A 12,403-nucleotide genomic window follows, 5' to 3' on the forward strand; every position below is an offset into this window, starting at 1 on the left:
CCCTCACGACAGCCAGCGCTTGCGGCGCTTGTAGTGCTTGATGTCGCGATAGCTGCGCTCGCCCCCGGCGCCGCCGAGGCCGAGATAGAACTCGCGCACGTCCTGGTCGCGCATCAGCTTCTCGACCGGCCCGTCGATCACGACCCTGCCCATTTCGAGGATGTAGCCGTAGCTCGCCACCGCGAAGGCGACGGCGGCGTTCTGCTCGACCAGCAGCATCGAGACCTTCTGCTCGGCATTGATGCGGGCGATGATCGCGAAAATCTCCTCGACCAGCTTGGGCGCAAGGCCGAGCGAGGGCTCGTCGAGCAGGATCAGCGAAGGCCGCGCGATCAGCGCCCGCCCGATCGCGAGCATCTGCTGCTCGCCACCGGAGAGATAGCCGGCGAGCCCTTTCCGGCGCTCGTGCAGCCTTGGGAAGTAGTTGTAGACCAGGTCGAAATCGGCGGCGGGCAGTTTGCGCCCGGTCAGCGCGAAGGTCGCGGCGGTGAGGTTCTCCTCGATGGTCAGGTCCTCGAAGATCCGCCGCCCTTCCATCACATGGAAGAGACCGCGCCGGACGAGCCCGTGCGGGGTCAGGCTGGCGATATCGTCGCCGCGGAAGCGGATGGCGCCGGCGGTGACGTCGCCATCCTCGAGCGAGAGCAGGTTCGACACCGCCTTCAGCAGTGTCGACTTGCCGGCGCCGTTCGAGCCGAGAAGAGCGACGATCTCGCCCTCCGGCACTTGCAGCGACAGCCCGCGCAGCACCTGCACGGTCCGGTTATAGACCACCTCGACATTGTTGACGTCGAGCACCGCGGAACCGGCCATGACCTCTAGCCCTTCATCCGGCGGCGGTTACAGCTTGATCCAGTCGGAAGCAGGCTGCATCTGCTTGGCCTTGGCGTCGAAGCGGTAGATGCGCCCGACCGGCACGGAGTTGCCGGGGATCGAGATCGGCACGCCGAACAGGCCGCCGGTGTCGAAATCCTTGATGCTGTTGAGCCCGGCCTTGAGGTTGACGCCGGTCAGCTCCTTGCCGGCATCGAGCGTGCGCTTCACCGCCTCCGCCATCAGCATGGCGGTGACGAAGCCCTGCATGTAGCCGGTCGACTGGTACTCCGGCCGCATCTGCCGGATCTTCTCCAGCATCGGCGCGGTGCCTTCCTTGTCGTAATAGTAGCGGTAGGGCATCACGCCCATGAAGCCCTCGGCGGCGTCGCCCATGCGCTGCACGGTCGAGTTGTCCATGGTCCAGAACGTGCCCATGAACTGGCTCTTCATGCCCATCTGCTTCGCCTGCGCCACGAATTCCGGGATCGGCGCCAGCACATAGCCGTGGAAGATCGTGAAGTCGGGATTGGCGCGGCGCAGCTTCAGCACCTCGGTCGAGACGTCGACGCTGCCGGGCGGCGTCACGATCTTCTCGACGACGCTGAGCTTCAGCTCCTTGGCGACGGCTTCGCTCGGCGCGATCGGATCGCGCCCGAACTCGCTGTCGGAATAGACGAAGGCGACGCGCGCGCCCGGCTTCTCCTTGGCGATGTAGCGCAGGAGGATGCCGAACATCTCGGTGTAGTCCGGCCCGGCCATGAACTGCAGCGGGAACTTCTTGGGATCGTTGAGCTCGGTCGCGAAGGAGGCGCCGGCCATGATCATGCTGCCGCGCCGGTCGAGCTCGGGATTGATCGTCTTCGAGAAGCCGGTCGAGTCGCCATAGTAGAGCGAGACCTTCTCCTGGCTGGTGATCTTGTTGAAGGCGGCGACCGAGGCGTCGACCTTGTAGGCGGTGTCCTCGGCGACATACTTGATCTTGCGGCCCTTGATGCCGCCGCCATCGTTCAGGATCTTGAGATAGTCCTGGATGCCGGCATGGATGCCGACGCCGGCGAAGGCGAAGACACCGGTCAGCGGGATCGAGCCGCCGAGCACGATCTCGCCACCGTCCTGCGCCGCGAGCGGCCTGACGCCGAGCGCCAGTCCGGCGAGTGCCGCGGTGCCGGCTAGAAGCTGGCGCCTGTCGAGAGTCGTATTCGTCATCTCATCCTCCCTAGGGTTGGCTGCTCTTGACGGCAGCCGTTTCAGCGAAGTTCTCAAGTCCTGAACGGCCAGAGATGGAAGAAACGCCGCAGCCGCCGCCAGATCTCGGCGAGGCCGCGCGGCTCGAAGATCAGGAAGCCGACGATCAGCCCGCCGAAGACGATGGTGCGCACCGGCGCCAGCGCCGCGAGCGCGTCCGGGTAGATCGGCGTTGCCCAGTTCGCGACGAACTTCAGGAGCTCCGGCACCAGCGTCATGAAGACGGCGCCGAGGATGCCGCCGAGGATCGTGCCCATGCCGCCGACGATGATCGCGGCGAGGTAGAAGATCGAATTGACCAGCGGGAAGCTCTCCGGCGTGACGACACGGAAGAAATAGGCCCAGAGCCCGCCGGCGAGGCCGGCATAGAAGGACGAGATCGCAAAGCTGGTCAGCTTGTAGCGCAGCAGCGGAATGCCGAGCACCTCAGCCGAGATGTCGCGGTCGCGGATCGCGATGAAGGCGCGCCCGATCCTGGTGCGCAGCAGGTTGGCGGCGCCGAGCACCATCAGGCAAGTCACCGGCATGATCAGCCAGTAGAGCGAGAAGGGCTGGTCGAGGGTGCGGCCGAACAGGCGCGCCGGCGGCATCGACAGGCCGCGCGACTCGCCGGTCAACGACCAGTGCGCGAACAGGAAATGCAGGATGACCGAGGCCGCGATCGTCGCGATGGCGAGATAGAGGCCCTTCACCTTCAGGCTGGGTATGCCGACGAGGATGCCGATCATCGCGGCGAGGCCGGCACCGACCAAAAGGTTGATGAAGAAAGGCGTGCCGAGCCTGATCTCCAGCACCGCGACGGTATAGGCGCCGACGCTCATGAAGGCGGCCTGGCCGAGGCTGACGAGGCCGGTATAGCCGGTGAGCAGGTTGAGGCCCGTCGCGCTGGCGACGTTGATCGCGCAGAGGCAGGCGAGGAAGAGCCAATAGGGGCTGGCGACGAAGGGGAAGGCGATCGCGCCGAGCGCGAGCAGCACCAGGAGCCCGCGCTGCATCGAGGTGTCGAACAGCGCCTCGTCGGCGGCGTAGCTGGTCTTGAGCGTGCCGATCCGCATGGCGCTAGAGCCTCTCGATCTCGTGGGTGCCGAACAGCCCGTAAGGGCGGACCATCAGCAGCACGAGCAGCAACGCGAAGGTGACGACGAGCTTGAACTCGCCGCCCAGGAAGGCGCCAGCCAGCGCCTCGACCAGTCCGATCAAAAGGCCACCGACCAGCGCGCCGGCAATCGAGTCGAGCCCGCCGATGATCACCACGACGAGGACGGAGAGGCCGAACACGCCCATGGTCGGCGATATCCCGCCGATCGCTCCGATCAGCACGCCGGCGCCGGCGGCGGTCGCGCAGGCGAGGATCCAGGCCACTGAGAAGACGCGGGGAACGTCGATGCCGACCGAATAGGCCGCGCCCTGATCGGCCGCCGTCGCCTTCAGCGCGACGCCGCCACGCGAGAAGCGGAACAAAGCGAGGAAGAGCCCGATCACCACCGCCGCAGCGACGAAGCCGATCGCGACCTTGGGCGCGAGATAGGCCTCGCCGATGAAGACCGGCGTCGACGGCATGAACTCGGGCAGGCGCAGCGGGTCGGCACCCCAGCCGAGTTGCACCACGCCGGCCAAGATCGAGCCGAGGCCGATCGTGACCATGAACACCGAGATCGGGCTCTCGCCCAGCATCGGCCGGATCAGGGCGCGCTCGACCAGCCAGCCGAGCGCGCCGCCGGCCGCGATCGCAAGCGGCAGCGCGAGCCAGGGCGAGAGGCCAAGCCCGGCCGCGAAGCCGAGGAAGGCATAGCCGCCGAGCATCAGGATCTCGCCGATCGCGAGGTTCACGACGCGCGTGGCCTTGTAGATCAGCACGAAGGCGACGCCTGTCAGCGCATAGAGCGCGCCGGCACCGAGGCCGGCCAACGTCACTTCGGCGAGGAAGAGGGTATCCATTACGCCGCCTCCGCCTTGATCCGGCGCGCGATCGCGCCGACATCGCCCGCGCCGAGATAGGCGGCGATCACGGCGTCGTTGCCCTGCACCTCGCGCGGCATGCCGCTGGCGATGACCTGGCCGAAATTGAGCACGACGACATGGTCGGAGATATCCATCACCATGCCCATGTCGTGCTCGACCATCAGGATGGTGACGCCCCACTCCTCCTTCACGTCGAGGATGAAGCGGGCCATGTCCTCGGTCTCCTCGCGGTTCATGCCCGCGACCGGCTCGTCGAGCATCAGGATGCGCGGGCGCATGGCGAGCGCGCGCGCCAGCTCGACGCGCTTCTGCAAGCCGTAGGAGAGCGTGCCGACCGAAGCGTTGCGGATGTGCTGGATCTCGAGGAAATCGATGATGCGCTCCTCGATCTCGGCGCGCAGCGCGAGCTCCTCCTTCTGCGCCCGGCCCCAGTAGAACAGCGCGTCGAGCACGCCGGTACGCATATGGGCGTGGCGACCGAGCTTGATGTTGTCGAGCACGGTCATGCCGCGGAACAGCGCGATGTTCTGGAAGGTGCGGGCGAGGCCCCGCGCCGCGCGTTGCGGTGCGCGCAAGCCACTCAGGTTCTCGCCCGCGAAGCTGATGCTGCCTGCCTGCGGCCGGTAGAAGCCGGAGATGGTGTTGAACAGCGAGGTCTTGCCGGCACCGTTCGGGCCGATCACCGCAGTGATCGCGCCCTCGGGCACCGAGAACGAGACATCGCTGAGCGCACGCACCCCGCCGAAGGCGAGCGAGACGCCCGAGACCTCCAGAATGGGCGAAGCCACCATCTCAGCGCCCCTCGAACTGCGGCGGTCGCTTGGCCAGGAAGGCCTGCGTGCCCTCCTTGAAATCTGCCGTACGCGCGCCGGCGAGGAAAGCCTCGCGTTCGAGATCGAGCTGAGCGGAGAGGTCGTTGCCGAGCGAATGGCCGATGAGATGCTTGATCCGGGCATAGGCCGCCGTCGGCCCCTGCGCGAGCCGGCGTGCCAGCGCCATCGCTTCGCTGGCCAGCTCGGCGGCCGGCACGACCCGGTTCACCAGCCCGAGCGCCAGCGCCTCGGGCGCATGCACGGGCTCTGCCAGCATCGCCAATTCCAGCGCCTTGCGTGTCCCGACAAGGCGCGGCAGCCGATAGGTCGAGGAGCTGTCGGGGCTGATGCCGATCCGCGCGAAGGCCAGGTTGAACACGGCATCGTCGGCGGCGATGCAGAGATCGCAGGCCATGGACAGGCTGAAGCCTGCGCCGGCGGCCGCTCCCTGCACGACTGCGACGGTCGGCAGCTTCAGGGCGTCGAGCGCACGCAGCGCCTCGTGAACCGGGTCGATGATCGCCTCGATCGCAGCAGTCGGATCGCCTTCGAGGAAGCGAGCGACATCGCCGCCGGCACAGAAGGCCCGGCCCTCGCCGCGCAGCAGCAGAGCCCGTGCCGTGCCGTCCTGCGCGACGCGTGCGATCGCATCCCGAAGGCTGCGCGCCATCTGCGGGTCGATCGCGTTGAGCACGCGCGGACGATTGAGCGTGATGACGGCAACGGACTGCTCGATCGTGAGCAGCACCGGGCTTCCGGCCTGGTCCATGACGTTCCCCTTGAGTCCGCAGTCGTTTGCCGCCGCGGTATCTCTGTCGCTCTACTCGATATTCCTGAGCTTACTCGTGAGTAAGGCGAAAGCGGGCGGCGTGCGCTATGCGCAATTGCGCACGGCCGGGATTGTCGAAACGGAACGGCCTGATCGCACCGGATGATTGCGAAGACCCGCAGAGTGAAAAAGGCCGATCATCGCCATGATGGTGTGAGCCCGGCGTGACCATCATTCCCCGGAAGCCTGCACTCCTCCTGCATCAAGGCGTCTCGATCCTGGCGTCCTTCACATTTTCTCACGCGCAGGACCCGCGGCAGCCGTCTGATCGAGCATCAGGCTGATCGCTGCGGTCCAGGAGAAGTGGCTGCCGCCCAGCCCTTCGCCGGAGGTCGGGTCGAAATATTCGGCGATGCCACCATCCCGCATCAGGGTCTGCGTCGCCAGGTGGATCCGGCTGGCGAGCGCCGCATGCTCGTAGCGCTCGAAACCCTCGGCGATCATGAAGTTCACCACCGCCCAGATCGGGCCGCGCCAGTACCGCTTTGGCTCGAAGCGGGGATCGAGCGGCGAGGTACTCGGCACCGGATAGGGCGCCTTCGCGAGCCAGCTTTCGAGCTCGGCAGAGAGCTCGGCGGCCTGCCCGGCCGAGGGGATGCCGGCGAACAATGGCAGCAGGCCGGCCGAGGTCGAGGCGTCGACCGTGGTGCCCGTGCAGAGATCGCGCGCCTGGTAGATGCGCCTGCTCTCGCTCCAGAGCCGGGCGAAGGCCGCGGCCCGGCGCGCCATCCGCGCCTCGATCCGGCTGCGCTCTGCCGAGGTGCCGAACTGTTCGGCCAGCGCCAGCAGATCCTCTTCCGCCTTGTGCAGGATCGCATTCGTCGCGACGTCGACGAGCTTGAAGGGCGAGGCCTGCCACATCGCTGCGGGCTCCCAGCCGAGCCCGGCATAGAGGTCGACCAACGCGATGAAGCGGCGATAGTCCTCGTCGCGCGGGCGCATCTCGGCGCCGATATGGGAGGTGTCGCGGCGCCGGATCGGCGTCGTAGGGGTAATCGTCAGGCGCGCCATCGCCTCGTCCCATGCCGGGCTGTTGTCCATGCCCGATTCCCAGGGATGCAGGATGGCGACGAGGCCGGTCCCTTCCGGATCGCGGGCCTTCTCCCACCAGTCATGCGAGGCGAGCGCGCAGCGATAGAGCCGGGTGGCTCGTGCCTGCGCATCAGGGCCCCGCGCGATCTCGAAGACGCGACGCAGCGCCGTGGCGAAGACCGGCGGCTGCGTGATGCCCGAGGTCGGGATGGCATGGCGGGTGCGCCAGACGTCCGGCCCCGGGAAATAGTCGTCGCTCGGCGCATGGAAGACGATATGTGGCACCATGCCGTCATCCCATTGGCCCTCGACCAGCCGCTCCAGCTCGCGCCAGGCGCGCTCCTTGTCGAAGGTTGCCCAGCCCATCGCGACGAAGGCCGAATCCCAATTCCATTGGAACGGATAGAGCCGGTCGGTCGGAACCGTGTAGCCGCCGCGGTCATTGGCGCGCAGGATGGCGCGGGCCGCCTCGATGTCGATCGTCGTCATGTCCTAGTCCATCATTGCGTCGGAAGCGCCCGGCCGGAGGCCGGGTCCATCCAGACCAGTCGTTTCGGGTCGGGCTTGAGGCCGATCCGCGTTCCAGGTTTGTGGCCGCTGCCGGCGGGGGCGGCGACGCGCAGCAACGTCGTGCCGCTGCGGCCGGTGACGAGGTCGTGCGCGCCGAGGGGTTCGACCACCGCGATGTCGAAGGGCAGGCCCTCGCCTGCGGCGACCGGCATCAGGTCCTCGGCCCGGACGCCCATCAGCAGCTCGCCGGAGGTCTTCGGCGCCGGCAGGTTCGCGCCCGCCAGCTCCAGCCGTGAATTCTCGACGGAGACCGGCAGGAAGTTCATCGGCGGGCTGCCGACGAAGCCGCCGACGAAGGTTGTCGCCGGATGTTCATAGACCTCGGTCGGCCGGTCGATCTGCTCGATCCGCCCGCCATGCATCACGGCGATCCGGTCGGCGAGGCCCATCGCCTCGGTCTGGTCGTGGGTGACGTAGATTGTCGTGGTCCTGGCCTCGCGCAGCACCGCCTTGAGCTCGGCGCGCATTTCGAGCCGCAGCAGCGCGTCGAGATTGGAGAGCGGCTCGTCCATCAGCAGCACCGGCGGCTCGACCGCGAGCGCGCGGGCGACGGCGACGCGCTGGCGCTGCCCGCCCGAGAGCTTGGCCGGATAGCGATCGAGATAGGGCGTGATGTGAAGCAGCTCGGCCGCCTTGCCGACCTGCGCCTTGACACGCACTTCGTCGGCGCCCTGCATGCGCAGCCCAAAGCCGACATTCTCGTAGACGCTCATATGGGGAAACACGGCGTAGTTCTGGAACACCATGGCGAGCCCGCGCCGGCGTGTCGGCACCTCCGTCAAGTCACGCCCGCCGATGACGATGCGCCCGCTCGTCGCGCTCTCCAGCCCGGCGATGATCCGCAGCAGCGTGGTCTTGCCGCAGCCGGACGGGCCGAGCAGGGCGACGAACTCGCCGTCAGCGACGGAAAGATCGATCTGCTCCAGCGCCCGCGTCGCGCCGAACGATTTGGCGATACCGTCGATGGTGATCTCGGCCATGTCGTTCCCGTCAGCGGTTGGCGATGCCCCACATCGCGAACAGGTATTTCCGGACCGCGAAGATGAAAGCAAGCGAGGGCAGGATCAGCAGGAAACCGCCGGCGAAGCGGAAATGCAGCGGCGATTCCGCCAGCACCGTCAGCAGGTAGGCGGTGAGGGTGCGGTTCTTCACCGAGAGCACCGAGGCGGCGAAGACCTCGTTCCAGGAGATGACGAAGGCGAAGATCGCCGCTGCCGCTATGCCGGGCAGCGCCAATGGCAGCACCACCTTGCGGAAGGCCTGCCAGCGGCTGCAGCCGAAGACCCAGGCCGCCTCTTCCAGCTCGCGCGGGATCGCCTGGAACAGGCTCGCCGAGACCAGCGCCGCGAAGGGCAAAGCCAGTGCCGTATGCACGAGGCCGACGCCGAAGGCGGTGTCGTAGAGCCCGATGCGGATGAAGGCGACCGTCAGCGGCAGCGCCAGAATGGCGAGCGGGAAGGCGCGCGTGAGCAGGATCAGCAGGCGATAGGCGTTCTGGCCGCAGAAGGAGAAGCGCGCCAGCGCATAGCCGGCCGGAGCGCCGAGGCCGATCGAGAGCGCCATGCAGGTCAGAGCCGCGATGATGCTGTTGACCATCGCCGGCCAGACGCCCTCGACCGCGAGGAAGGTCTGCAGGGCGGCGAACGAGGCATCGCCCGGCCACAGCGATTTTGGCCAGCGGAAGACGCCAGTGCGACCGCCGAAGGCGCCGAGCGCGATCAGCCAGATCGGCACCAGCACCCAGGCGCAGAGCGCGGCGACGCCGGTCCAGAAGACCGTGCGCTTCAGCCCGCTCATGGCTGCTGCTCCGCCGGCACGCGCAAGACACGCAGATAGATTGCGGTCGCGGCGAGCGAGATCACCACGATCAGCATCGCATAAGCGGCGGCAACGCCAGTGTTCTGATTGGCGTTCTGCCAGGTGTAGGCCTCGCCGACGAGCACCGGGAAATTGGTGCCGCCGATGGCGTAGACCACCGCGAAGACCTCGAAGGCGAGCACGGTGCGCAGGATCAGCGCGGTCTGGATGCTGGGCTTGAGCAGCGGCAGCGTGATGCGGCGGAAGATCGTCCACGGCCTGGCGCCGAAGACCTCGGCCGCCTCGCGATATTCTTTCGGGATAAGCTGCAGGCCGGCGACCAGGATGACCAGCACGATCGCGGTGGCGCGCCAGATCTCGGCCAGGACGACGCCGAGGAAGAGCGTGCCTGGCGTCTCATAGGTCAGCCAGGCGGTCGGTCCGTCGATCAGTCCGAGACCATAGAGCGCGCTGTTGAGATAGCCGCGATCCTGCAGGATCGCGAGCCAGACCAGGCCGGCGGCGAGGTCGGAGACGCCGAGCGGGATCGTCCAGACCCAGAGGACGAGATCGCGCCCGCGGCCGATCTTCTCGATCATCACGCTTAGGCCGAGGGCGAGCGCGAGCTGGATCGGCACGACCACAAGGACGAGGAGGAAGGTGTTGCGCAGGGCCGGACCGAAGTTCAGGTCGGAGACCATGCGCCGGTAGTTTCCGAGCGAGGCCACTCCGCCTTCGCTGAAGGACAGCGCGATCGTCTGCACCAAAGGCAGCAGGAAGATCGCCGCCAGGAAGACCAGGGACGGCGCCAGCAGCAGATAAGGGAGGGCTCGCGACTGCGCTCGCTTCATGGCGGTCCCGGCGGCGGGTGGTGGAATGGGAAAAGCGGGCGGCCCGAAGGCCGCCCAGTGGGAGGAGGCGTTGGGTCAGTTGACCGGGCAGGCGCCTTCGCTCGGCTTGTCGGGCGCCCAGCACGGTGCCTTCGTCGTCTCCATCAGGCCCTTGAGCACGACAGCCTGCGCATCGAGCACCGTGCGCGGGTTCTCGCCGCGCAGCACGATGCGCTGGAAGCTGTCGGAGAAGACCTTGTTGAACTCGCCACCCTTGTCGCCGAGCCCGATCGGCAGCAGCGCCGGCAGCGCGTCCTTCGCCCCTTGCGTCTTGGCGACGCCCTCGGCGATCAGCTTGATGCCCGGCGAGAGATCGGCGGGCAGATCGGCCTTCACCACTGGGAAGAAGCCGACCTCGGCCGCGGTCTTCACCTGCACCTCCGGCTTGGTCAGATGCTCGATCACCGCGGCGGCGCCGGCGCGATCGGGCGCGCCCTTCGGGATGGCGAGGCCGGCGACGACCGGCATGTAGCCGCGCCCCTTCGGGCCAGCCGGCGCCGGGAAGCTCACATATTTGTCGGGCTCCTGCACGAGCGCGTCCTTCAAGCGCGCGACGTGGTCGAACGCGACCCAGACCTCGCCGGCCATCAGCGGCTCCTGCATGAAGTCGTAGCTGGTCGAGTTCGGATTGACGTATTGCCAGAGGCTCTTGAACTTGCCCCACATCGCTTCGGCCTCGGCCGAGCGGAACGGCGTCACCACCCCGCCGGTGAAGGAGGGGTAGAGATAGCCCTGATAGAAGCGCGGCATCAGCCCTTTCGGTCCGGCCGGGAAACCGATCAGGCGCTTGCCGGTCTTCTCGGTCAGCGCCTTGCCCCAGGCTTCGAGCTGGTCATAGGTCAGCGCGTTGACGTCGGCCCCGGCCGGCAGCGAGGCGAGCGCCTCCTTGCGCGCGACCATGATGTAGGTCGCCTGCATCCACGGAATATAGATCTGCTTGCCGGTGCCGAGCTTGCCCAGCTCCATCAGCCCCTGCGGGATGCCGCGATCGGCGAGTTTGGCGGCGAGGTCGTCGATCGGCTCGATATCGCCTGAGGTTACGAGCGGCTGCAATTCGCCGTGCAGCGCTCCGGCGAGGCTGATCGTGCGCTTGCCGGCCTTGCCCTCGGCCTTCATGCGCACGTCGAATTGCGGCGGCTCCTCGACCAGATAGGAGACCTTGCCCGGCACACCCTTGAGTAGCACCTGGCGGACCTTTTGCGCTTCCTCGACCGGTCGCAATTGCGTCGACAGGAAATTGACGTCCTGTGCGGCGGCGAGGCTCGCCGTAAGCACGAGCGCGATCGCGCCCGCGCTCGCAAGAATGGCTTTCATCACACCCTCCCTCTGTGCTTGTTTTCGTGCGGCCTTGCCGGCCGCTTCAGTCCGGCTTTGGAATCTCAGGCTTCACTGCTCGAGCCTCGCGGTATCTGCCGCAGATCAAGTACGGCCGAGAGCTCGCGCGGGTCTCTCCCGCCCATGCGGGCAAGAACCATCGCGGCAAGCCGCGCGCCGACCTCGGCCGGCGGCAGTTCCAAGGTCGTGAGCCCGGGCCGCGCATAGGAAGCAGCGGGAATGTTGTCATGGCCGGTGACCGCGATATCCGGGCCGATGGCGAGGCCGGCCTCGACCACGGCCTGCATCGCTCCGAGCGCCATCCGGTCGGTGGCACAGACGAGAGCCGTTGGCGGCTGGCTTCCGGCCAGCAGTTCGGTGGCGAGGCGGTGCCCGTCCGCTTCGGTCGGCTCGCCTTCGATGAAGAGCCGCTGCACGTCCTCCTCGAAGCCGGCTTCGATCATCGCCTGCCGCCAGCCGGCGGCGCGCAGCGTCGCGAAGGTGAGGTAGGACGGCGCCGACAGATGCGCGATCCGGCGATGCCCCAGGCCGATCAGGCGCGTCGTCAGCGTCCTGAAGCCGGTCTGCCCATCGCCGTCGACGAAGGCGTAAGGCCGCTTGGCCTCGGTCCGGCCATGACAGATGAAGGGAACGCCCTTCGCCTCGAGATAGGCGACGCGCTCGTCCTTGCGGCGGGTGCGGGCGAGGATGAAAGCGTCGGCGCGGCCACTCTCCACCAGCCGTCGATAGGTCGCCATCTCCTCGAGACCGGGACGGGCCGCGAGCAGGATGAGGTCGTGGTGCTCGGCCGCGAGCTTCTCCCCGATCGCCGCCAACAATTCCGCGAAGACCGGTTCGTGAAAGTGCCCGGGCTGTGCCGGCATGACGAAGGCGACCGTCTCGCCGGTGCCCTTGCGCAGGCGGCGGGCGGCACTGTGCGGACGATAATTGGCTTCGCGCGCTGCATGCCGGACGCGCTCGCGCGTCGACTCGGCAACGTCCGGATAGTCGTCGAGAGCCCGCGACACCGTGGTGATCGAGAGCCCCAGATTCCGAGCGAGGTCCTTCAGAGAGCTCAAAACGGGCCTCCAAAACGTTTTGGAAGATTACCGTCTCGATAGCTCAAGTCAACCGGC

12 protein-coding genes are annotated in these 12,403 nt (G+C 67.4%); all 12 read right to left on the minus strand.

Annotated elements, in window-relative coordinates; translation table 11 throughout:
- Positions 1-3 precede the first annotated feature (3 nt).
- Positions 4-813: an ABC transporter ATP-binding protein gene (locus GV161_RS22110; protein ID WP_152013870.1), complete on the minus strand. Its 810-nt coding sequence runs from the start codon at positions 811-813 to the stop codon at positions 4-6.
- Between the two features lie 27 nt (positions 814-840).
- Complete coding sequence (locus GV161_RS22115) at positions 841-2,022, minus strand: ABC transporter substrate-binding protein (RefSeq protein WP_152013869.1); 1,182 nt, start codon at positions 2,020-2,022, stop codon at positions 841-843.
- A gap of 53 nt (positions 2,023-2,075) precedes the next feature.
- Positions 2,076-3,116: a branched-chain amino acid ABC transporter permease gene (locus GV161_RS22120; protein WP_152013868.1), complete on the minus strand. Its 1,041-nt coding sequence runs from the start codon at positions 3,114-3,116 to the stop codon at positions 2,076-2,078.
- A gap of 4 nt (positions 3,117-3,120) precedes the next feature.
- Positions 3,121-3,999: a branched-chain amino acid ABC transporter permease gene (locus tag GV161_RS22125; RefSeq protein WP_152013867.1), complete on the minus strand. Its 879-nt coding sequence runs from the start codon at positions 3,997-3,999 to the stop codon at positions 3,121-3,123.
- Positions 3,999-4,814, minus strand: a complete 816-nt coding sequence (locus GV161_RS22130; protein ID WP_152013866.1) for an ABC transporter ATP-binding protein — start codon at positions 4,812-4,814, stop codon at positions 3,999-4,001. Before GV161_RS22130 ends, GV161_RS22125 begins: the two co-directional genes overlap by 1 nt.
- Position 4,815: 1 nt before the next feature.
- Entirely contained in the window at positions 4,816-5,604 is a 789-nt protein-coding gene (locus GV161_RS22135; protein WP_152013865.1) for an enoyl-CoA hydratase-related protein, read from the minus strand.
- A 288-nt stretch (positions 5,605-5,892) separates the two neighbouring features.
- The gene (locus tag GV161_RS22140) at positions 5,893-7,185 is read right to left on the minus strand and encodes a trehalase family glycosidase (RefSeq protein WP_152013864.1); all 1,293 of its coding nucleotides are present in this window, start codon (positions 7,183-7,185) and stop codon (positions 5,893-5,895) included.
- An 11-nt stretch (positions 7,186-7,196) separates the two neighbouring features.
- Positions 7,197-8,246 carry an ABC transporter ATP-binding protein gene (locus tag GV161_RS22145; RefSeq protein WP_152013863.1) on the minus strand — a complete coding sequence of 350 codons (1,050 nt, stop codon included), beginning with the start codon at positions 8,244-8,246 and terminating at the stop codon, positions 7,197-7,199.
- A gap of 10 nt (positions 8,247-8,256) precedes the next feature.
- Positions 8,257-9,063 carry a carbohydrate ABC transporter permease gene (locus tag GV161_RS22150; protein ID WP_152013862.1) on the minus strand — a complete coding sequence of 269 codons (807 nt, stop codon included), beginning with the start codon at positions 9,061-9,063 and terminating at the stop codon, positions 8,257-8,259.
- Positions 9,060-9,914 (minus strand): sugar ABC transporter permease, encoded by an 855-nt coding sequence (locus GV161_RS22155; RefSeq protein ID WP_152013861.1) that lies wholly within the window; start codon positions 9,912-9,914, stop codon positions 9,060-9,062. The genes GV161_RS22150 and GV161_RS22155 overlap by 4 nt, the downstream gene beginning before the upstream one ends.
- A gap of 75 nt (positions 9,915-9,989) precedes the next feature.
- Positions 9,990-11,267 carry an extracellular solute-binding protein gene (locus GV161_RS22160; RefSeq protein ID WP_152013860.1) on the minus strand — a complete coding sequence of 426 codons (1,278 nt, stop codon included), beginning with the start codon at positions 11,265-11,267 and terminating at the stop codon, positions 9,990-9,992.
- 65 nt (positions 11,268-11,332) lie between these two features.
- Entirely contained in the window at positions 11,333-12,346 is a 1,014-nt protein-coding gene (locus tag GV161_RS22165; RefSeq protein WP_152013859.1) for a substrate-binding domain-containing protein, read from the minus strand.
- Between the last annotated feature and the right edge of the window lie 57 nt (positions 12,347-12,403).

The sequence above is a fragment of the Bosea sp. 29B genome (assembly GCF_902506165.1).
Lineage (GTDB): Bacteria > Pseudomonadota > Alphaproteobacteria > Rhizobiales > Beijerinckiaceae > Allobosea.